The organism is Lachnoanaerobaculum sp. (assembly GCF_057250505.1).
The window spans coordinates 54,615-77,401 of the sequence record NZ_DBHIEQ010000005.1 but is presented as its reverse complement, the minus strand read 5'-3'; the positions used below and the strand labels follow the sequence as shown (position 1 = coordinate 77,401).

Below are 22,787 nucleotides of genomic sequence, written 5' to 3'. Positions count from 1 at the left end.
AGATATATATAGAGGATGGAACTATGGAATTGATATTGGTATGTGATGACGACAGAGAGATAGTGGACGCAATTAAAATCTATCTTTCAGGCGAAGGATTTGAAGTGCTGACCGCATATGACGGTGAAGAAGCTATACAGTTGATGGAAAAACACAAAGTGGACCTTTTGATAATAGATATAATGATGCCTGTACTTGACGGAATAAGGGCAACGATGCAGATAAGAGAAAACAGTACAATACCTATTATAATGCTTTCGGCAAAGTCGGAAGATGCCGACAAGATACTTGGATTAAATATAGGTGCCGACGACTATCTTACAAAGCCTTTCAATCCGCTTGAGTTGGTTGCCAGAGTAAAGAGTCAGCTGCGCAGGTACAAAAAGCTTGGAAATATGTCAATGCCTGAGCCGCAAAAGGTGGTTGTGGGTGACCTTGAGATAGATGATGAGACAAAGGAAGTAGTAGTGGCGGGCGAGCTTATCAAGCTTACACCGATAGAGTACAATATACTGCTTTTACTTGCCAAAAACGCAGGAAAGGTCTACTCAATAGATGAGATATATGAGCAGATTTGGAATGAAGAAGCTATAGGTGCCGACAATACGGTTGCTGTACATATAAGACATATCAGAGAGAAGATTGAGATAAATCCTAAAGAACCGAGATACTTAAAAGTGGTATGGGGAGTAGGATATAAGATTGAAAAGCATGGATAAAAATATATTTTTTTCAAAAGCCAGATTGAAAATTTGGGCAGTGGTATTGCATTTGACGGCCTTTGCCCTGTTTGTGATAGGTATTTCCATAATATATTGCAATGATAATTTTAATAAGGGTCTGCTGTGGCTGAATTCCGAGAATTATGATGATTCGCCGGCATTTATGAAGCAGGTGGATTCGGATATTTCATTGCTTTTTTCGTATGCCGAATTAAAGGATGTATTTGAAACCGACGGGAAGTTCGATATAAATAAGAAGATATTCGGTTTGAATATGGGTCCGAGCAACGATGTGGATTTTACTGTCGGCTCGATTATAGAGTATGCAAAAAGACACGGATACTATATTGATGAACATTATAAACTGAGTGTTACAGACCAAAATCTGGTAAATCAAATAGAAGATACATCATACTTTGTAAACTACAGAACCTACGCCAACGATTCAAGTATATTGGAGCCGGGTGATGCATATATGAGTATGAAGACTGCTATAACCGAGAGTATAGGTCTGTTGTCCAAGTACTATGAGGCGTATGAAAGATTTGTGGTACAGCCTTCCAATTTCAGATACAGACTTGAGTACAGTGATGTTTTGTACACCAACGACAGGTTGTTGAATGTAAAGACGGTATATGACTACGGTAAGTTTGCAATAACATCTTCACAGGGTATGCAGGTGGAGACAAATATGGACAAAGTACCGAATGAACTGTCCTTTTTGGCTGAAAAGATGACCGATAAGCTTCAAAAACCTTATAAAGTATATATTGCAATTAACACTCTTTATACGGCAACGGATGTCTACGCTATTGACAATGTGAACTATTTAAGTCAGAGAAGACTCTATGCCATAGGTTTGGTATCCGTGACTATAGGTATTATACTGATGGCAATAAGCTTGGGTTATCTTATAGCTTTTTGCGGTCATAATGAGAATGAAAACGGAATAAGGCTGAACAACTTGTTTGACGCCATACCTTTTGAGGTGAAGCTTTTGCTCTTGATTTTTGTTATTGTGCTGTTGGCTGCAACCAACAATTTCATAATAAATAAAGTCATGCACATATATGTTGAAAAGAAACGATGGAGTTTTGCAGGTCAGATGTTAAACTATGTTTCAATTTATCTTGTGACATTGCCTATTGCATTCTCAATACTTAGAGAGTACAAGGCGGGACTTCTGTGGAAAAACTCATATACAAAGGTTATCAAAGAGAGTTTTTCGGTCTATATGTTAAAGAGAACCTTCAAAAAGAAGCTCGGTTCAAACTTTTTGGTTATGATTTTGGTGGACTTTGTAGTGGTTATACTGTTTTTACTTACCACAATCAATGTAAAAAGCCTCTTCGGTCGACTCACCATATTTATATGCTTTATTATCTTCCTTATTATAAATATAGTCATATTTAACAAGGTTTATAAGACTGCAATAGCGTTTGACAAGATTGCGGAGGCAATAAAGGAAATAGCAAACGGCGATACAAGGTACAGGCTTGACGAAAGCGAGTTTACCGGCAGAGAGATAAGTGTGGTAAAGGATCTCAATAATATAAGTAAGGGATTTCAGGGTGCCATAAATGAGCAGGTAAAGAGTGAAAGATTAAAAGCCGATCTTATTACAAATGTCTCACATGATATAAAAACTCCTCTTACTTCCATTATAAACTATGTAGACCTTATAAAGAGAGAGAAGCCTGAGAATGCTAAGATACAGGAATATCTTGATGTATTGTCCGTAAAGTCACAGCATTTAAAGAACCTGACTGAGGATTTGGTAGAGGCAAGTAAGGTTTCAAGCGGAAATATTTCAGTAGAACTTAGGGATATAGATCTTGTAGAGATGATAAATCAGACAAACGGAGAATTTGAGGAGAAGTTTGCTGAAAAAGGACTGAAAATCATATCCACACTTCCAACAACAGGTATTATGATAAAGGCTGACGGCAGACATCTTTGGAGAGTTTTGGAAAACCTTTACAATAACGCTTTCAAATATGCGGCTAAAAATTCAAGGATTTATATAGATATAACTTCAGAGAATAATATTGCCACATTTGTTATAAAGAATATTTCAGAAACCCCTCTAAATATAAAGCCTGACGAACTTACAGAGAGGTTTGTAAGAGGTGATGTGTCAAGGACTACCGAGGGCAGCGGACTCGGACTTTCAATAGCCAAGTCTCTTACGATTTTGCAGGGCGGAAAGTTTGAGATAATCATAGACGGAGATTTGTTCAAGGTACAGATAAGATTTAAGTCGGTCTGATATATATGAGTGAGCCTTAGGGCCCACTCATATATTTTACTTGATTATTAGCACTCATTATGATATAGTGCTAATAACGACTCGGTCGTTATAGGTAGTACAGTATTTAGCATTAAGATATAAGAAAGAATGGAGAAAATATGGTAGAAGATCCCAAAAACAGGAAGCCGTTCATTTATTACTATATTGTTGTTTTAGCAATAATGATGGCATTAAATTTTTTAGTTGTACCTTTTATCAAAGAAGGTCAGATAAAGCAGGTTGATTACGGAACCTTTATGACAATGACTGAAAAAGGTGAGATTTCAAAGGTCGATATACAGACCAATCAGATAGTATTTATAGGAAAAAATGACAATGTAACATATAAGACCGGTCTGATGGATGACCCGCAGCTTACAGACAGACTTCATAATGCAGGAGTGGAGTTTTCAAGTGATATTGTAAGAAAAGATTCACCGCTGTTGGATGCCGTTTTAAGCTGGGTATTACCTCTTGTAATATTCTATTTTCTATGGAACGGAATTTCAAAGAAGATGTTTAACAGAGACAGTGCAAACTCTCTGATGTTCGGAGGTATGGGCAGGTCAGGTGCCAAGATATATGTAAAGTCGTCTGAGGGCATTAAGTTCAGTGATGTGGCAGGTGAAGATGAGGCGAAAGAAAATCTTACAGAGATAGTTGACTATCTGCATGACCCGAGTAAGTATAAGGATATAGGTGCATCAATGCCTAAGGGTATCCTTCTTGTAGGACCTCCGGGAACCGGTAAGACAATGCTTGCAAAGGCGGTTGCAGGTGAAGCCAATGTACCGTTTTTTTCAATGTCGGGTTCCGAGTTTGTTGAGATGTTTGTAGGTATGGGTGCTTCAAAGGTAAGAGATCTTTTTAAGCAGGCTAAGGAGAAAGCACCATGTATAGTATTTATTGATGAGATAGATGCTATCGGCAAGAAAAGAGACGGACAAATAGGCGGAAATGATGAGAGAGAGCAGACTCTAAACCAGCTGCTCACAGAGATGGACGGCTTTGAAGGTAACTCCGGTGTTATGATTTTGGCGGCTACAAACAGACCTGATGCACTTGATCCTGCACTTACAAGACCCGGAAGATTTGACAGAAGAGTACCTGTAGAACTTCCTGATTTGAAGGGCAGAGAGGAAATACTTAAGGTACATGCAAAGAAGATAAAAATTTCTGATGATGTAGACTTTAAGATTATTGCAAGGATGGCATCAGGTGCGTCAGGGGCCGAGCTTGCAAATATTATAAATGAGGCTGCACTAAGGGCGGTCAGAGATAAAAGAAAGTTTGTAAATCGGTCCGACCTTGAAGAAAGCATTGAAGTTGTTATTGCGGGATATCAGAAGAAGAATTCTATTTTGACTGATGCAGAGAAGTGGAGAGTGTCATACCATGAGGTAGGTCATGCACTTGTAGCGGCAAAACAGACCAATTCGGCACCTGTCACAAAGATAACTATTATTCCAAGGACCTCAGGTGCATTAGGATACACAATGCAGGTTGATGAGGGCAATCACTATCTGATGACAAAGACCGAGCTTGAAAATAAGATTGCCACACTTACAGGCGGTAGAGCCGCTGAGGAAGTGGTATTCGGTGATGTTTCAACCGGAGCGTCAAATGATATAGAGCAGGCCACCAAGCTTGCAAGAGCTATGATTACCAGATACGGTATGAGTAAGGACTTTGATATGGTGGCACTTGAGACCGTTACAAACAAATACCTTGGAGGAGATACCTCATTGGCAGCTTCGGAGACCACAGCGGCGCTAATAGATACACAGGTAGTGGCTTTAGTAAAATCCCAGCATGAAAAAGCCGCACAAATACTTTTAGAAAACAGAGAAAAGCTTGAAGAGATAGCTCATTTCCTATATGAAAAAGAAAGCATTACAGGTGATGAGTTTATGGAGATATTGAACAGGTAATATGATAAAAAGGGGCATGACAATCATGCCTCTTTTATAATGCGATAAAAATCTTGGAATATAAAATTATTTTACTTTACAAAGATTTATAACAGTGTTATAATAACGGTGTTATAAGAAATGGAGACGACTATGAAAGATATTGATATAGAATTGAAAATACTTGAAGTTGCAAAAAAAGAGTTTATGGAACAGGGATATATGAATGCTTCTATGAGGGTTATTGCTGAGAAATCAGGCTGCACTACCGGAATGCTCTACAGCAGATTTGCAGATAAAGATAAGATTTTTTCAAGTCTGGTAAAAGAAGGTGCGGATAAACTTCTAAACGGGTTTAAGAATAAACTTGACATATTCGGCAATTCAACCCCGAAAGAACAGATAGCCTCTATGCACAGCTTTTCAGAGCAGGGCATGGAGGAAATAGTGGATATAATATATGAATATTTTGAGAGTTTTAAACTGATAGTATGCCATGGTTTCGGTTCAAGTTATGAGCATTATGTAGACAGTCTTGTAGATATGGAGGTGGAAAGCAGTATTAAATTTATGAATGTACTAAAGGCACAGGGTTATCAATTGAAAATTATAAGAGCGGATTTGTGCCATATGCTGGCAAGTTCTCTGTTAAACGGGATATTTGAAACTGTAGCGCATGATTTTGATAAGAATGATGCTATAGAGTATGTGAACAGTTTGCAGGATTTTTTTGCGGCAGGTTGGGACAGATTGCTTGGATTAAAGTATGATAAGGAGAGTTGAGTATGAAGAAAAGGTATGATTTTTCATGGTTAAAAGGAATAATAAAGAAAAAAACCGGTTGGTATATCATATCTGTAGGTGCTGCAATATTGGGCGTATTTTTTGCAATGGCACCGTATTTTGTAATCGGTAATATAGTGGTTAAGCTTCTTGACGGAGTAAGGGATTATTCAATATATTTGAATTTATGTTTATTGATAATGCTGTTTTGGATTCTTAGAATAGCTTTTCACAATCTGTCTACATTGATTTCACATAAAATAACTTTTGAAATGCTGGCAGATATCAGGAAAGAGATCTGTGATAAATTATACAGATTGCCTTTGGGTTATGTAAAAGATACTCCTTCAGGTTCACTCAAAAATATAATAGTGGAGAGAGTGGACAGCATGGAAATTTCTCTTGCACATATGATACCTGAATTGACGGCCAATCTTTTAGGACCGGTATGTATAGTGATTTATTTATTTTTTCTGGATTGGAGAATGGCGCTTGCATCCTTGATAACGATTCCTGTAGGTATGATTGCCTATATGGGAATGTTTAAAAATATGGATGAAAGATATAATAACACTATAGTAAAGACCAAGGCTTTAAATGATACTGCGGTGGAATATATAAACGGAATTGAGGTGATTAAGGTATTCGGTAAGGCACAAAGTTCTTATGAGAAGTTTGTATCGGCCGCTAAAGAGGGAGCGGACTGCTTTATTGAGTGGATGCGTTCATGTATATGGTATTCGTCCGTTGCAATGTCACTGTTGCCGTCAACTTTGGTAGGTGTTTTGCCCATAGGTGTATATCTTTATAATAAAGGGAGTCTTAACGGTGCGGTATTTATACTGATTATAATACTTTCTTTCGGAGTTGTAGCTCCGCTTATTGCCTGCTCCGCATTTGGTGAGGATTTGGCTAAAGTCGGTACTATTATGTCTGAAGTGAGCAGTGTACTTGAAGAAAAGGATATGGAAAGACCTGAAAGCTCAAATCTTGAGTTGGAAGATACCGATATAGAGCTTAAGAATGTGCATTTTGCCTACCATAAAAAGGAAGTTTTGCATGGTATAAATATGAAAATAGATGCCGGAAGTGTAGTTGCACTTGTAGGTCCAAGCGGAAGCGGTAAGTCCACAATAGCAAAGCTTATAGCAGGACTGTGGGATGCAGGTAAAGGAGACGTTTTTATAGGAGGAGTGAATACAAAAGATATACCTTTGGATACTCAAAATAAATTTATAGCCTATGTCTCACAGGACAATTATCTGTTTGATATGAGTATAAGAGAAAATATAAGACTCGGCAATCTGAAAGCAAGTGATAAAGATGTGGAAGAGATAGCCAAAAAGAGCGGTTGTCATGATTTTATAATGGCACTTGAAAACGGATATGATACTATGGTAGGCAGTGCCGGAGGCCACCTTTCAGGTGGAGAAAAACAGAGGATTTCAATAGCAAGAGCTATGTTAAAAGATGCAAAGCTTATAATTTTAGATGAAGCGACCGCATATACCGATCCTGAAAATGAAGCATTGATACAGTCGGCAGTGGCTAAGCTGGCATATAATAAGACAATGATAGTTATAGCACACAGATTAAGTACCATAAAAGATGTGGATAAAATATTTGTAATAAATGACGGCAAGGTGGAAGCTGCAAATACCCATGATGAATTGCTTAAAACATGTGAACTTTACAAGAGTATGTGGGAAGCACATATGGAAGTAAAAGACAGGGCATAGGAGATATTTATGGTAGAAGTATTAAAAAAGTTTTTTGATTTTTGCGGAAGTGTAAATAAAAGGAAATTTTATATATCTATAGTACTTGGAGTTCTTATGGCTTTTTTAGAGGCTTTGCGTGTTCCTGCCACATATGTGGTGATAAAGGCTATAATAGAAAATACTGTAAGTTCAAGCACCGCTTATATAAGTCTTGGCATTTTGCTTATAAGTATTGTATTAACTGTAATGGTAAAAGCTAAGACTACCATGTTGCAAACAGAGGGAGGCTACGGTACCTGTGCAAATAAGCGAATAGAAATTGCAGAGCATATGAGATATATCCCTATGGGTTATTTTAATGAAAACAGTTTAGGTTATATCACATCTGTTACTACAAATACTATGGAGGCTTTGGCGGATGTTGCAACCAAGGTGGTTATGATGACTACTCAGGGGCTTCTTACCACTTTGCTTATAATATGCATGATGTTTACCTTTGATTATCGTCTTGCATTTATGGCATTGGCGGGAGTGATATTATTTTTGATTGCAAACAGATATCTTCAGTACAGGGCATTAAGTGTGTCTGAGAGTAAAGACAGTGCCGACAGAGCTGTGGTTTCATCCGTTTTGGAGTATGTACAGGGGATGTCTGAAATAAAGTCATATCTGTTATATGGAAGTGAAAATAAAAAGTTGCTTAAGTCCATAGATAATGCTTCAGATATCAATTTTAAAATGGAAAAGCGTTTGCTGCCGGTTATGGCATTACAGACTTTAATTACAAAGACAACAGGTGTATGTATTGTAGCAATTTCAATATACTTTTATATAAACAACAGTTTGAGTCTTTCAGACAGCATTATGATGATGATATGTGCTTTTATGATTTACTCTTCACTTGACAGTGCGGGAAGTTTTTCAGCCCTTATCAGAAGTGTCAATATAGCGATAGAAAAGGCGAATGCAATACTGAAAATAGAGCCTATGGATATAAACGGAGATAATATAGATGTAAAAAATCATGATATAGATTTAAGAAATGTTGAGTTTTCATATGATAAGAGAAAGATTATAAATAATATATCTTTACATATAAAAGAAGGAACCACCACTGCGATAGTAGGCCCCAGCGGTAGCGGAAAGACAACACTTTGCAGATTGATAGCAAGATTTTGGGATGTCAATAAGGGCAGTGTAAAACTTGGAGGAAAGGATGTACGCAGTTACAGTATGGACTCTCTGATGAAAAACTTCAGCTTTGTTTTTCAAAGTGTTTATCTGTTTGAGGACACAGTTGCAAATAATATCAGATTCGGAAATCCGGATGCAAGTATGGAAGATGTGATTGCGGCAGCAAAAAAAGCATGCTGTCATGATTTTATAATGAAGCTTGATAAAGGTTATGATACTGTGATAGGAGAGGGAGGAGCCTCTCTTTCAGGCGGAGAAAAGCAAAGAATTTCAATAGCCAGAGCTATGATGAAATCGGCACCTGTTATAATACTTGATGAAGCCACCGCAAATGTGGATCCTGAGAATGAGAAAGAACTTGTGCAGGCTATAGAGGAACTTACCAGAAAAAAGACTGTAATTATGATAGCCCACAGGTTAAAAACCGTCAGAAATGCGGACAAGATAGTGGTTATAGATGAGGGCAAAATAGTTCAGGAAGGAAAGCATGAAGAACTTATAAAGCAGGAAGGAATCTATAAAACATTTATAAATGCAAGAGAAAGAGCGGTAAGCTGGAAGATAGCATAAGCCATAAGCTTATGAGGCATAGTATATGGAAGCTTGCTGTTTACATAATCTTAAAACTTTAATATAATATCGTTGATATTCATTTGGATATTTAGAATAATATGAAAGTGGGTGAGCAAATGGTAGAATTGGACGGTTTTAAAACCACACTACAATCCTACGAAAAAATATTGCTGGAAGTGAGGGATTCACTTTGACTTGGACAGTAAGGAAAAAAAGATAATTGAGCTGGACCGTGCAATGGAAGAGCCTTCATTTTGGGACGATCCGAAAGAAAGTACCAAGATAGTAAGAGAGGCTAAGCAGCTTAAAGATACTGTCGAAAAATACAATAAGTTAAAGTCTGAATACGAAGATATCGGAGTCCTTATAGAGATGGGCTATGAGGAGAATGACGAGAGCCTTATACCGGAGATAGAGGCTATGCTTGAAGAGTTTACAAAAGAGATAGATGATCTAAAGATAGCAACCCTTCTTACAGGTGAATATGATTCATCGAATGCTATTATGAAGCTAAATGCAGGTGCAGGAGGTACAGAGTCCTGTGACTGGTGTTCGATGCTCTATAGAATGTATACAAGATGGGCGGCAAAAGAAGGTTACAGTGTCGATGTGCTGGATATACTTGACGGTGATGAGGCGGGCATAAAATCAGTCACATTACAGATAAACGGCTTGAATGCCTACGGCTATCTTAGAAGTGAGCATGGTGTACACAGACTTGTGCGTATTTCACCTTTTAATGCGGCAGGCAAACGTCAGACATCCTTTGTGTCCTGTGATATTATGCCGGATATAGAAGAGGACCTGGATGTAGATATCAATCCTGATGATTTAAGAATAGACACATATCGTTCATCTGGTGCAGGAGGTCAACATATCAATAAGACTTCTTCTGCTATAAGAATCACACATATACCGACAGGCGTGGTGGTACAATGTCAGAACGAAAGAAGCCAGTTCCAAAACAAGGATAAAGCTATGCAGATGCTTAAAGCCAAGCTGTTTTTATTAAAGCAGCAGGCAAATGTCGAGAAGCTTTCAGATATCAGAGGTGATGTGAAGGATATAGGATGGGGAAATCAAATACGTTCCTATGTAATGCAGCCCTATACAATGGTAAAGGATCACAGAACCGGAGCGGAAAGCGGAAATGTAACTGCGGTAATGGATGGAGATATTGACAAGTTTATTATTGCATACCTTACATGGCAGAGCCTCGGTTGCCCTGCAAGAAATGCAGGGGATGAATAAGTAAGAAATAAATAGACCGACTGTAAAAAAATGTTTTTACGGTCGGTTTTTTAATATTGCATTTTTAGAACTTCACTTAATAAAAACATATTGTTGAGATAATGCTTATATTCAGGCCCTTTTTTATTAAAATCATCTTCGTTTATTCCTCTATAAACATAAATTGCAGTTTCAAAAAAAGACGAATTGGACATAAAGTAATCTTTATCCGGTATATAAATCAATATAATCTTAGGAGAATCTCCGATTTTTACAAATCTCTCATAAAAATCCTTATAAAAGCGGGAAGTCGACAAATTTTGTGGAAGTTGCCAAATATTATAAGTAGGAATGTTTCGGGTGTTATTAGGTTTATTATAATTAATCAATGATATTGCTGATTCTGCTGTCATCCTGTCAAGTTCACTATATAATACTTTAGTCAGACCATAATCTTTGGAAAGCAGTAAAATCATATCATCAAGTGATTTCTTCGGCATAATAATATCATTTTTATAAAAATTATAGACTGACGGCAAAAAACTGATATCTGTAGTAGATATTTCTCCGATAGTCCGATAATTACAAATGTATTGATTCATAAAGTTCTCCTTATTTTTAATCAAAATCACCCCTTTGCAGCTATTTAATATTATATGTGACTTAATTCCAGGATATTTCAAGATTCCTGTTATGTGTAACACAATCTTTCAAATAAAGATTTATAAGTGTTTGATATGGTATGCCTGTGCTCTCGGATTTTTCTTTGAAATAAGCGATTATACTTTCATCAAGATTTATAGTAACCTGCTTCTTAACAAGCTTGGCATATGGATTTTTTCTTGGGTTTAAATTCTTTATATCATATTCTTCTCTCATCTTTATCGCTCTCCTTGTTATAGTTATATTATAATTATAAAATAATTATAAGTCAAGTTTAAGATAATTTCTTGAATATGTTATTCTTTTTATCTTGTTCAGAATTTTGGATATATCGACTTATTATTAGGTTTATTTTGTTTTTTCATAAATATATAATCACTATATAAGTTTTACGTAATGGAGGAATATTTATGAAAAAGCAAGTAATTGCAATATCTTTGGCAACTATGACTGCTTTTAGTCTTATGGCTTGTTCAGGTCAAAAGAGTGAGGCAACGGCAAGTTCCGATGCTAAGGTTGAAAGCAAGGATACAAAGGACGGGGATCTTAAAGAAACAGGAAAGCTTGTTATATACAGTCCTTTGACTGAGTCTATGATCGACGAGATGATCACAAAGTTTGAAGAGGAAACCGGAATAGAGGCGGAGTGTCTTGCAATGGGAACAGGAGACGCTCTTAAAAGAATCGAGACTGAGGCTGATAACCCACAGGCTGATGTACTGTGGTCGGGAACAATCGGTACAGTAAAGAATAAGAGTGAGTATTTTGCAGATTATAAATGTGCAAATGAAGATGCATTTTATGATGAGTACAAGAATAAAGAGGGTAATCTTACAAGATTCGACACAATACCTTCTGTAATCATGGTAAACACAGATTTGATAGGAGATATAAAGGTTGAAGGCTATGAGGATTTGTTAAATCCTGAGCTTAAAGGAAAGATAGCTTTTGCAGAACCGTCAGCATCATCTTCATCATTTGAGCACCTTGTCAATATGCTGTACGCTATGGGTAACGGTGATCCTGATAAGGGTTGGGACTATGTAGAAAAGCTTGTAGACCAGTTGGACGGAAAGCTTCTTGGAGGTTCATCAGCCGTTTATAAGGGAGTAGCGGACGGTGAGTATACAGTAGGACTTACATTTGAGCAGGGTGCTGCACAGTATGTAGGAGCAGGTTCACCTGTAAAAGTGGTATACATGAATGAAGGTGTTATCTTTAGAGGAGACGGTGCATATATAATAAAGAATTGTGCCAATGAGAGAAGTGCTCAGATCTTCCTTGACTGGTTGACAAATAAAGAGACACAGGAATTTATGAACAATACACAGTATCGTAGAAGTATCAGAAAAGACGTTGAAGCAGGTGATGCCATGAAGCCTATGAGTGAAATCAAGGTTATCACTGACGATGAGACCAATACAGCTGAGCATAAGTCCGAATGGTTGGATAAGTTCAAAGAAATATTTACAAAATAAATTATGAAAAAGCTGCCGCATAATACAGAACAATACAAGTAAAAGCTAAAGAGATTTAGATATAACCTGTAAGAGTTGTGTTGGCGGCAGCTCTTTCTTTAACCGGAAAGAATAACTATATATCAGGAGAAAAAGATGAGCGTTAGTATAAATGTAAAAGATGTTGTAAAAAAATATGGTGATGTAACAATAATACCGGATCTGTCCACCACCATTAAAAACGGAGAGTTCTTCACATTGCTTGGACCTTCAGGCTGCGGAAAGACAACATTACTTAGAATGATAGCCGGATTTAACTCAATAGAGGGCGGTACAATAGCATTTGACGATAAAGTTATAAATGATACGCCGGCACAAAACAGAAACATAGGAATGGTTTTTCAAAGTTATGCAATCTTTCCGCATCTTACAGTAAGGCAGAATGTAGAGTACGGACTTAAGATAAGAAAAGTACCTAAGGCAGAGATGAAACAAAGAGTGGATGAGATATTAAAGATAGTAAAGATAGAAGAGTATCAGGACAGACTGCCTGAGAGATTGTCGGGCGGACAACAACAAAGAGTTGCACTTGCAAGAGCGATAGTTATACATCCGCAGGTGCTTTTAATGGATGAGCCGCTCTCAAACCTTGATGCAAAGCTTAGAATAGAAATGAGAAGTGCCATAAGAGATGTACAAAAGCAGATAGGAATAACTACAGTATATGTAACACATGATCAGGAAGAGGCACTTGCAATATCAGACAGAATAGCTGTAATGAAAGACGGTATTATCAGACAGATAGGCAGTCCGCAGGATATCTATGCAAGACCTTATGATGCATTTGTTTCCACATTTATCGGACACTCAAATCTTTTCCACGGAACTCTAAAGAGTGCAGACGGCGGTTACAATGTAGTATTTAATAACGGCTTCAGTATATTTATGGATAATATATCAAGTGAAGCTAAGGACGGAGAAGAAGTAGTAATATCTGTAAGACCTGAGGAGTTTTCCATTTCTGAAACCGGAATTGATTGTAAGATTCTAAGCAGAGTTTTCCTAGGAAAATATACCAACTATTTCCTTGAGTTTGCACCCGGAATAGTACTTGATGATCAGCCAAGTATTGAATACTCTCAAGACCTTGGTCAGGCGGACAGAATATTTGATGAGGGAGAGATGATAAAACTGCTTCCGAACAAGAAGAAAATCAATATATTTACAAAGGATATGGAAAAGAGTCTTATAAAGGATGTGGTAAAGTATGCTGAATAAGAAGATTAAATTAGATTTCTGGAATATAGTTACGTTATTAATAATTATAGTTTTTGCGATTTTCCTTATTTATCCTTTACTAAGCCTTTTTTTAGACGGTTTTAAAGACAGTAAAAGCGGTGTATGGTCTTTGATGAACTACATTCAGTTCTTTTCAAAGAAATATTATACAAGTGCACTTATAAATTCTTTTAAACTTACAATAAGTGTAACTGTAATAGCTGTTTTGATAGGAGTTCCTTTAGCATATTTTATGTCTTTTTATAAGATAAAAGGAAAGGGAATCTTAGAGGTATTGTTTATTATATCAATGATGAGTCCTAACTTTATCGGTGCTTATTCATGGATACTTTTGCTTGGAAGAAACGGAAGCGTTACAAAGTTTTTGGAAAAAGCACTTGGCATAAATATGCCTTCAATATATGGATTTGCAGGAATGTTACTTGTATTCTCTCTTAAGCTCTATCCTTTTATCTATATCTATGTATCGGGGGCATTAAAAAAGATAGACGTTGCCCTTTCAGAGGCGGCAGAGAGTTTAGGTTGTGGTGGACTTAAAAAGGTATTTACGGTTATTATGCCTCTTATAACCCCGACACTTGTTGCGGCGGCACTTTTGGTATTTATGAACTGTATGGCGGATTTCGGAACACCGGCACTTATAGGTGAGGGATACAGAGTTATGCCTACTCTTGTCTATTCGGAGTTTGTAGGTGAGTCGGGAGGGTCTGCAAACTTTGCGGCCTGTATGGCTACTATAATGATAATTATAACCGCCTTGGTATTCTTCTTGCAAAAGTGGTATATAAATACAAAATCATTTACAATGAGTTCGATAAGACCTATACAGCCGAAGGAACTGAAGGGGATCTTTAAAGTATTTATTTATGTGTACATATATCTGCTTGCAGGTTTTTCCATAATTCCGCAGGCCATGGTGGTATATACATCATTTAAGGCGACAAGGATGCAGGTGTTTGTGGACGGATTCTCTTTGGAAAGCTATAAAAAGGTTGCCGATAAAGCATTGGCGGCGGTAACAAATACATATGTATTTTGCTTCTTTGCAATTGTAATCATTATAACTTTGGGAATGTTGATAGCATATCTTACAGTCAGAAGAAGAAGTGTACTCACCTCAGCTATAGACAGTATTGCAATGTTCCCTTATATTGTACCGGGATCGGTTCTCGGTATCACTCTTTTGATAGCATTTAATCATCAGCCTTTGATGCTTGCAGGTACGGCATTTATAATAATTATATCATTGGTAATAAGAAGATTGGCGTATACATTGAGGTCAAGCTCTGCTATACTTTATCAAATAAGCCCAAGTATGGAGGAGGCTGCTGTAAGTTTGGGAGATACTCCTGCTAAATCATTTATAAAGGTTACTGCAAAGATGATGCTTCCGGGAGTGGCATCCGGTGCTATTTTGAGCTGGATTACAATAATAAATGAGTTGAGTTCTTCAGTTATGTTATATACTTCAAAGACTAAGACAATGTCTGTAGCTATTTATAATGAAGTTATAAGAGCAAGCTACGGCCCGGCGGCGGCACTTGCAAGTATATTGACATTGACAACAGTAATATCACTTCTGGTATTCTTCAAGGTATCCAGAAGCAAGGATGTTACAATGTAATAAAAATATAATATAGGATATAAAGGGTGTAAGCTATGAATAAAAAGATAAGTTTTAAAGAAGAGTTAAAAAGGAGTCTTATAGTTCATGCGCTTACACCCTGTTTTATTTTATGCATAATATGTGTACTAGGATTTATTTTAATTGCATCTGTAAATATATATAGAAATAATAATATATATTCTCTAAATTCAAGAGAAAAGTTTGAAAGTGTATTAAACAGTTATATTGAAAATACAAACCACATTGCAAAGGATATAAATATAGAGGATTTTCAAAGTGATAAGCAGTATAAAGTTGATGTAATAGAGGGAGTTTATAATTTTCTGAATCAAAAGAGTATGAAGGCACAATTTTATATTTTTGATAATAACCTTGATATAATCTACAGTACTGAAAGAAGTGAAGATAAAAAGAATTTCATAAAATATCAGGTAACCGGCAGTAAATCAAATTTTATGGGAGACAGTTCAAATATAATATATATTTATGGTGGGAACGGGGTGGATAACACACCTATGTCATCATACCTTATAGTAAAACCGATTATAAGAGATGATAAATTTGCAGGGGTTTGTACATATGAGCTGGAGCTTAAAAATCTTGATGCTGTTTTTAACAATACAAACAGTACGGTGTTACTTGTAAATAAATTTCATAGAGTGTTATTCAGCAATTCAAGGCGGTTTGTAGATGACAGAAATAAGATTATAAAAAATTTCAGAGATAAAAGCGGGATTGCATTTGAAGATGGAGAGTTAATCTATATATCAAAGAATAAAGTGGCTCATGCGGATACGTGGATATATGTAATCACAGATTGCAGTATTTATCTGAATATCAGTATAATTATGTTGTTATTGATAATTGCCGTGACAATAATAATGTCAGCTGCAATTTCTTCAAGTGCGGGTAAGTTTTCCGCAAAAAAGACCGTCATAATATATCAGCTTATAGACGCCTTAAAACAGGTGGAGGATGGAAAACTTGATATAAATTTGAATATTGAATCTGATGACGAGTTTAAATCCATAGGTCATTCTTTTAATATGATGCTTGGCAGTATAAGGCATCTTATAGAAAGACATGATAAAATGGCACTGGAAAATAATATGGCGATAGTTCAAATGATGGAGTCGCAGTTCAATCCGCATTTTTTATTCAATACACTTGAGTCTATAAGATATCTGGTGAAATTTAATCCGAAGGTTGCAGATAAGACGGTAGTAAACTTGTCAAAGCTTTTAAGATACAGCATACAAAACACTGTTGATACAGTCAGATTCAAGGAAGAATTTGATTTTGTTAAAAGATATATAGAGATCATGAAGGTGAGGTTCGGGGAAAGACTTGAGTTTAATGATAATATTTCAGATGAGGTAAAAGGGGTAAGCGTACCTAAGATGATAATTCAGCCTATTGTGGAGAATGCCGTTAAATATGGATTCGGAGAAGATGTGGAAGTCTTGAGAGTTGAAATATCGGCATATATTGAGAATGAAAAACTATATATTATAGTTAAGGATGACGGAGTAGGAATAGAGGAAGACTTACTGAAAGATTTGGTGTTTAATTTAAAAGAAAAGTATAACAGTTCGGATCATATAGGGCTTTACAATGTACATAAGAGAATAGAACTCCTCTACGGTACTGAATACGGACTTGAAATCAACAGCGAAACAGGCAAAGGTACGGAAGTTGTTTTGGTGTTGCCACAAATTTTTTAATAGGAAGAATGAGATATGAATAAAATTATTATAGTTGAAGATGAGGAGATTATAAGAAACGGACTGGCCGTTTCATTTGAGTGGATGGAGTACGGATGCAGCATAGTCGGACTTGCAAAGAACGGAAAAGAAGGGCTTGATATGATACTGGAACTTGAACCTGATATAGTGCTCAGCGATATCAAGATGCCTAAGATGACAGGAATAGAAATGATACAAAATGCAAGAATGCAGGGAAAAGAGTTTTTCAGTATAATACTTACAAGTTATGCCGAGTTTGAATATGCTAAAAGTGCTATAGAATTCGGCGCATCCGGATATTTGCTAAAGCCTGTAGATGAAGACGAACTTATAGAACTGTTAAAATCAATAACGGATAAAATAAATAAAAACAAAAGGCAAAAAAGAATAGAGGAAAGTATAAAGGACAAGATAATAGAAAATGAGGAAGACTGGAAGATATTTTTAAAGGCGGGAGAAAGTTCGGATTCTATTATAAGGTCGGTTTATGAAATCATACAGAATAAGTATAGTGAAAAACTTGGTATAAATGATGTTGCAGAGGAGCTTAAGGTAAGCAACAGTTATATCAGCAGAAAGTTAAAGGCAAAGCTTAATACAAGTTTTGTGGATTTATTAAGTCAATATAGAATAAAAAAGGCTATTTCATATCTTAAGAAGTCGAACTTAATGATATACGAGATATCGTGTAAAGTCGGATTCGGTGATTATAAGTATTTTTGTACGGTATTTAAAAAATATACTTCCCTCAGCCCCTCAGAATATCAAAACAGAAATGCCAAAATGTAAGAAAATTGTTCTTGCATTCCGTTATAGACTATGCTAAGATTAAGTACTGTGACACATAATCCTTGCTTTTGATAGTGTTATCAAAGGCCGGAGACCAAGAGGAGGTAAGAGATGACAAGTACATATGAATTGGCATTAGTGCTTAATGGTAAGCTTGAAGATGATGCAAGAGCGGAAGCTCTGGAAAAAGTTCAAAATTACATCACAAGATTTGGTGGAAGCGTTCTTAATGTCGATGACTGGGGTAAGAAGAAATTCGCCTATGACATCAACAAGCAAAAAGAAGGATTCTACTATTTCATCAAGTTCCAGTCAGATGACAACAACTGCCCTAACGAGTTGGAGGCAAATGTTCGTATCATGGAACAGGTTGTGAGATACCTAGTCGTTAAGCAGTAAGCTTAATAAAAAGGAGAGATTGTATGAACAGAGCCATATTGATGGGCAGACTAACAAGAGACCCGGAAGTAAGATATTCAAGTGGTGAAAGATCCATGGCTATAGCAAGATATACGCTTGCAGTTGACAGAGGTTTTAAGCGTGGAGGAGATTCATCCGAACAGACCGCAGACTTTATACCATGTGTTGCATTTGATAAAGCCGGCGAGTTTGCAGAGAGATATTTTAGACAGGGAATGAGAGTATTGATTTCAGGTCGTATACAGACAGGAAGCTATACAAACAAAGAAGGTCAAAAGGTTTATACAACTGAGGTTATTATAGATACTCAGGAATTTGCAGACAGTAAGGGAGCAAGCGATAGCGGTAATAATTATCATGCTTCCACAAGACCGTCACCGGCATCAGCAAGTACAGACGGATTTATGAATATTCCGGACGGAGTTGATGACGAGGGTCTACCATTTAACTAGGTTAAAATAAAGAAAGGGGACTTTATCATGGCATTTAACAAAGCTGACAGAGCGGAAGGCTCTAGAAGAAGACCTGCTAACGGATTACGCAGGAGAAAGAAAGTTTGTGCATTCTGTAGTGATAAGGAAAAGGCTATTGATTACAAAGATGTAGCAACTCTTAGAAAATATATTTCAGAGAGAGGAAAGATTCTTCCAAGAAGAATTTCAGGAAGCTGTGCTAAGCATCAAAGAGAAATCACAGTAGCTATCAAGAAGGCTAGACATATAGCTCTTCTGCCTTATGTTGTAGAATAAGATTTAAAATGTAACAAAACCCGTTTTTGTCCAGGACAGAGACGGGTTTTTTGTATTACTTAATGCAATTGTAATGTAAAAAATATTTTATGTAGTGTATAATGGTAATATAAATTGAGTGAGTAGTATTATTGGAACTTTGGATTAAAAAACATAATGGAGTAAATATGAAAAAGAAAATACTGTTACCGCTTTTTGCTTTCGGTCTTATTTTGGCAACGCCTACAGTCATATATGCGGAAGGCTGGTCAAGATCCGGATCTGATTGGATTTACTTGGATAAAAATAACGATAAAGTTACAAATAAGTGGAGAAAGGGTGCCGATGACAAGTGGCGTTATCTGAATGATAACGGAGTTATGGCAACGAACAGTTGGGTTGACAATGACAAATACTATGTGGACGATCAGGGACTTGTAGCGGAAGGTTGGAGAAAATTAAGGGACGGCAATGAATATTACTGGGCATACTTTCAAAACGGCGGCAAGGCGGTCAAGGGAAATTGGAAGAATATAGACAATAAGTACTACTATTTTGACGATGACGGAAAGATGCTTACAGGTTGGATACTTGACAATAACTACTATATAAAGAGTGACGGAACCATGGTGACAGGCTGGTATAAGCTTTTACCGCCTGACAGTGAAGAAAAGAAGCCGGGACCTAACTCAGGCAATAAAGAGAAGTGGTATTACTTTACCAATACAGGAAAAAAGTTTAAACCTGTGCTTAACGGCAATGCAAAGTTCGGTGAGAAAAAAATTGACGGAGTAAGGTATGCTTTTGATGAAAACGGCGAGCTTGTGTCAGGTTGGATGCAAATATCCGGCGGTTCAAATCCCGGTATAAAAAATTTCAGATATATGAATGATGACGGTACCGTCAGAACAGGATGGTATTCTTTGGAGCCGCCTGAGGATTTGCTCGGCAATTACAACCATTTGGTTGAGTGGTTCTATTTTTCATCTACAGGAGAACCTTATGCTTCAAAGACAGATAAGCCTAATATAAGCGATCTTGTAAAGATAAAGGATAAGCATTACCTTTTTGATAAGAACGGCACACCTGTGTACGGTATTCAAAAGGTCTATCAAGGAAATACCTACAGTGCCTATTACTTCGGAGAGAGCTCACAGTGTTATCTTATTAAGGGCAAGCAGAATATAAAAGAATCTTCAGGTAAAAGTGAAGAGTATTTCTTCCAGACATCTACAGGTAAGGGACTTACAGGAACAAAGGATTCAAAGCTTTACTACAAGGGCAGGCTTGTAAGAGCAAATGAATATATGAAATATCAGGTATTTGCTCTGCCGAATGAAAACGGAAGCGGTACTACAAATTATGTGGTGAACTCTTCAGGTAAGATAGTGTCAAACGGTAAGGTAAAGGATGCTGACAAGGTGGAATACAAAACGAACTCTTCGGGTGTGTTGACTGCTATAGACGGCAGTACAAATATAAGCGGAAGTTTTGAAACACCGCAGGAACCTGATTGGGCGAATAATGATTGAGAGGTGAAATATGGATTGTATTTTTTGTAAGATAGCTAACGGAGAGATTGTATCGGATACGGTTTATGAGGATGATAACTTTAGAGTAATACTTGACTTGTCACCTGCAAGCAAGGGACATATGCTTATTTTGCCGAAAGTTCACGCCGGAGATATAACGGAGCTTAGTGAAGATATGGCCGGTAAGGCACTTGTCCTTGCGGGTAAGCTTGGAAAAGCCGCAATGGTAGGACTCGGTGCTACAGGTTTTAACACTCTTGCAAATACAGGTGAGAGTGCCGGACAGACAGTTTTTCACTGCCATATCCATGTGATTCCGAGATATGATGATGCGTCAAGCATTGTAAGCTGGGCTCCGAAAACAGTCGATAAAGAAGAGCAGAAGGAGACCGCAAAGAAAATATCAGAGAGTCTTAGATGATGGAACTTGGAATAAGTAAAAGAAACTATGTTGTTATAGGTATAATCATAATAAATATAGTGTACTTTTTATTTCTTGAGACACATGGCGGTTCGGATGACACCATGGTCATGTTAAGGTACGGTGCGTGCTTTCCCGACAATATAAAAAACGGAGAGTACTATAGACTGATAACTTCCATGTTTATGCATTTCGGAATAGAGCATATCGCCAACAACATGCTTATATTGGTGTTACTTGGCGGCAAGCTTGAAGATATAATGGGGCATTTTAAATTCTTTATTATATATATGCTTTCAGGCATACTTGCAAATCTTGCATCGGACTGGGCTCAGACAATGACGGGAGATTTTGCAGTCAGTGCGGGAGCCTCGGGTGCGATATTCGGAGTTGTAGGAGCTTTGCTTGCATCACTGGTTTTAAGTAGGGGCAAGATAAAGAATCTCAGTTTGTATCAGATAGTGGTATCTTTGGGGCTTATGCTGTATGCCGGGTTCAAGACCACAGGTGTTGACAATATCGCACATGTGGGAGGCGCAGTAAGCGGTGTCTTTATAGGCCTTATACTTTACAGAGAAAATAAAAAGTCGGAGTTGCAATCGGACGAATATTATGATAAAATCTTATAGCTAAATAAGCACATCAGGTGAATGAGAAAGGTGGTGCCATAGGTCCTTTTCTTAGGCCTGATGGAAGAAAAACCAAAGGAGAAAAACAATGAGTGTTATTTCAATGAAGCAATTACTTGAGGCAGGTGTTCACTTCGGACATCAGACAAGAAGATGGAACCCTAAGATGGCTCCATACATCTACACAGAGAGAAACGGTATCCATATCATCGATCTTCAGCAGAGCGTAGGTATGGTAGATACAGCGTACAATGCTATGTCTGACGTAGCTAAGGACGGCGGAAAGATTCTTTTCGTAGGTACAAAGAAGCAGGCACAGGATGCTATCAAGGAAGAAGCTGAGCGTTGCGGAATGTACTATGTTAACGAGAGATGGCTTGGCGGAATGCTTACAAACTTCAAGACAATCCAGTCAAGAATCAAGAGACTTCACCAGTTGGAAGAGATGAGTGAAGACGGTACATTTGATTTACTTCCAAAGAAGGAAGTTATAAAGTTGAAGAAAGAATGGGAGAAGCTTGAGAAGAACCTTGGCGGTATCAAGGATATGAAGAACATCCCTGACGCAATCTTTATCGTAGATCCTAAGAAGGAGAGAATCTGTGTTCAGGAGGCTCATACTTTAGGTATTCCGCTTATCGGTATCTGTGATACAAACTGTGATCCTGATGAACTTGATTACCTTATCCCGGGTAACGATGATGCAATCCGTGCAGTAAAGCTTATCGTAGCTAAGATGGCGGATGCGGTTATCGAAGCAAACCAGGGTGAGCAGGGTGAGTTGCTTGCAGTATCGGAGGCTGCAGCTGATGATTCACTTGAGGGCAATGAGTTCGCTCCTGAGAAGGAAAGTTTGGACGATAGACAGTTCTAATATAAACATTAACTTATAGGCAGGTTGCAAAGCCGGGTTTTCCGCTTTGCAACTTGTCATATCATAAAAAGTTTAGGAGGTTTTACAATGGCAGCAGTAACAGCAGCAATGGTAAAAGAGTTACGAGAGATGACAGGTGCAGGAATGATGGATTGTAAGAAGGCGCTTGCTGCAACTGTT

The 22,787-nt window shown here is 37.3% G+C and carries 21 protein-coding genes; 19 read left to right on the top strand and 2 right to left on the bottom strand.

Annotation, left to right across the window (positions count from 1 at the left end; translation table 11 throughout):
* The first annotated feature begins 23 nt into the window (after window positions 1–23).
* The 7 genes from ACO6FI_RS03645 to prfB all read left to right on the top strand — a co-directional run bounded on the left by ACO6FI_RS03645 (window position 24) and on the right by prfB (window position 10,444).
* Window positions 24–719 (top strand): response regulator transcription factor, encoded by a 696-nt coding sequence (locus ACO6FI_RS03645; protein ID WP_040458430.1) that lies wholly within the window; start codon window positions 24–26, stop codon window positions 717–719.
* A complete protein-coding gene (locus ACO6FI_RS03640; RefSeq protein ID WP_485456149.1) occupies window positions 712–2,991 on the top strand; it encodes a sensor histidine kinase in 2,280 nt (759 codons plus the stop codon). The genes ACO6FI_RS03645 and ACO6FI_RS03640 overlap by 8 nt, the downstream gene beginning before the upstream one ends.
* Window positions 2,992–3,131: 140 nt before the next feature.
* Window positions 3,132–4,943 carry an ATP-dependent zinc metalloprotease FtsH gene (gene ftsH / locus ACO6FI_RS03635; RefSeq protein ID WP_485456148.1) on the top strand — a complete coding sequence of 604 codons (1,812 nt, stop codon included), beginning with the start codon at window positions 3,132–3,134 and terminating at the stop codon, window positions 4,941–4,943.
* Window positions 4,944–5,075: 132 nt separating this feature from the next.
* Window positions 5,076–5,705: a TetR/AcrR family transcriptional regulator gene (locus ACO6FI_RS03630; protein ID WP_485456147.1), complete on the top strand. Its 630-nt coding sequence runs from the start codon at window positions 5,076–5,078 to the stop codon at window positions 5,703–5,705.
* Window positions 5,706–5,707: 2 nt separating this feature from the next.
* Window positions 5,708–7,444, top strand: coding sequence for an ABC transporter ATP-binding protein (locus ACO6FI_RS03625; protein WP_485456146.1), 1,737 nt, complete (start codon window positions 5,708–5,710; stop codon window positions 7,442–7,444).
* 9 nt (window positions 7,445–7,453) lie between these two features.
* Window positions 7,454–9,190 carry an ABC transporter ATP-binding protein gene (locus ACO6FI_RS03620; protein WP_485456145.1) on the top strand — a complete coding sequence of 579 codons (1,737 nt, stop codon included), beginning with the start codon at window positions 7,454–7,456 and terminating at the stop codon, window positions 9,188–9,190.
* Window positions 9,191–9,309: 119 nt separating this feature from the next.
* Window positions 9,310–10,444, top strand: a protein-coding gene (gene prfB / locus ACO6FI_RS03615; RefSeq protein ID WP_485456144.1) for a peptide chain release factor 2 whose coding sequence is annotated in 2 segments (ribosomal slippage) — window positions 9,310–9,384 and window positions 9,386–10,444 — 1,134 coding nt in all. Because the reading frame shifts where the segments join, the coding sequence is not laid out codon by codon here.
* A 50-nt stretch (window positions 10,445–10,494) separates the two neighbouring features.
* Here the strand turns inward: prfB and ACO6FI_RS03610 are convergent.
* A complete protein-coding gene (locus tag ACO6FI_RS03610) occupies window positions 10,495–11,025 on the bottom strand; it encodes a hypothetical protein (RefSeq protein ID WP_485456143.1) in 531 nt (176 codons plus the stop codon).
* A 61-nt stretch (window positions 11,026–11,086) separates the two neighbouring features.
* The gene (locus ACO6FI_RS03605; RefSeq protein WP_060932363.1) at window positions 11,087–11,302 is read right to left on the bottom strand and encodes a BrnA antitoxin family protein; all 216 of its coding nucleotides are present in this window, start codon (window positions 11,300–11,302) and stop codon (window positions 11,087–11,089) included.
* Between the two features lie 194 nt (window positions 11,303–11,496).
* Between ACO6FI_RS03605 and ACO6FI_RS03600 the strand changes: the two genes are divergently transcribed.
* The 12 genes from ACO6FI_RS03600 to rpsB all read left to right on the top strand — a co-directional run bounded on the left by ACO6FI_RS03600 (window position 11,497) and on the right by rpsB (window position 22,607).
* The gene (locus ACO6FI_RS03600) at window positions 11,497–12,564 is read left to right on the top strand and encodes an extracellular solute-binding protein (protein WP_485456142.1); all 1,068 of its coding nucleotides are present in this window, start codon (window positions 11,497–11,499) and stop codon (window positions 12,562–12,564) included.
* Window positions 12,565–12,699: 135 nt separating this feature from the next.
* Window positions 12,700–13,821, top strand: a complete 1,122-nt coding sequence (locus ACO6FI_RS03595) for an ABC transporter ATP-binding protein (protein WP_485456141.1) — start codon at window positions 12,700–12,702, stop codon at window positions 13,819–13,821.
* Window positions 13,811–15,466 (top strand): ABC transporter permease, encoded by a 1,656-nt coding sequence (locus ACO6FI_RS03590; RefSeq protein ID WP_485456140.1) that lies wholly within the window; start codon window positions 13,811–13,813, stop codon window positions 15,464–15,466. Before ACO6FI_RS03595 ends, ACO6FI_RS03590 begins: the two co-directional genes overlap by 11 nt.
* A 35-nt stretch (window positions 15,467–15,501) precedes the next feature.
* Complete coding sequence (locus tag ACO6FI_RS03585) at window positions 15,502–17,193, top strand: sensor histidine kinase (RefSeq protein ID WP_485456139.1); 1,692 nt, start codon at window positions 15,502–15,504, stop codon at window positions 17,191–17,193.
* A gap of 15 nt (window positions 17,194–17,208) precedes the next feature.
* Window positions 17,209–18,003 (top strand): response regulator transcription factor, encoded by a 795-nt coding sequence (locus ACO6FI_RS03580; protein WP_485456138.1) that lies wholly within the window; start codon window positions 17,209–17,211, stop codon window positions 18,001–18,003.
* A 111-nt stretch (window positions 18,004–18,114) separates the two neighbouring features.
* On the top strand, window positions 18,115–18,402 hold the full coding sequence (gene rpsF, locus ACO6FI_RS03575; protein WP_288913571.1) for a 30S ribosomal protein S6: 288 nt from the start codon (window positions 18,115–18,117) through the stop codon (window positions 18,400–18,402).
* A 23-nt stretch (window positions 18,403–18,425) separates the two neighbouring features.
* Window positions 18,426–18,875: a single-stranded DNA-binding protein gene (locus tag ACO6FI_RS03570; RefSeq protein WP_009447254.1), complete on the top strand. Its 450-nt coding sequence runs from the start codon at window positions 18,426–18,428 to the stop codon at window positions 18,873–18,875.
* Between the two features lie 27 nt (window positions 18,876–18,902).
* Entirely contained in the window at window positions 18,903–19,172 is a 270-nt protein-coding gene (rpsR, locus tag ACO6FI_RS03565; protein WP_007595675.1) for a 30S ribosomal protein S18, read from the top strand.
* Between the two features lie 167 nt (window positions 19,173–19,339).
* Window positions 19,340–20,683: an N-acetylmuramoyl-L-alanine amidase family protein gene (locus tag ACO6FI_RS03560; RefSeq protein WP_485456137.1), complete on the top strand. Its 1,344-nt coding sequence runs from the start codon at window positions 19,340–19,342 to the stop codon at window positions 20,681–20,683.
* A gap of 10 nt (window positions 20,684–20,693) precedes the next feature.
* Window positions 20,694–21,104, top strand: a complete 411-nt coding sequence (locus tag ACO6FI_RS03555) for an HIT family protein (RefSeq protein WP_485456136.1) — start codon at window positions 20,694–20,696, stop codon at window positions 21,102–21,104.
* A complete protein-coding gene (locus ACO6FI_RS03550) occupies window positions 21,101–21,733 on the top strand; it encodes a rhomboid family intramembrane serine protease (protein ID WP_485456135.1) in 633 nt (210 codons plus the stop codon). Before ACO6FI_RS03555 ends, ACO6FI_RS03550 begins: the two co-directional genes overlap by 4 nt.
* 88 nt (window positions 21,734–21,821) lie before the next feature.
* Window positions 21,822–22,607 carry a 30S ribosomal protein S2 gene (gene rpsB, locus ACO6FI_RS03545; RefSeq protein ID WP_485456134.1) on the top strand — a complete coding sequence of 262 codons (786 nt, stop codon included), beginning with the start codon at window positions 21,822–21,824 and terminating at the stop codon, window positions 22,605–22,607.
* Window positions 22,608–22,787 lie beyond the last annotated feature (180 nt).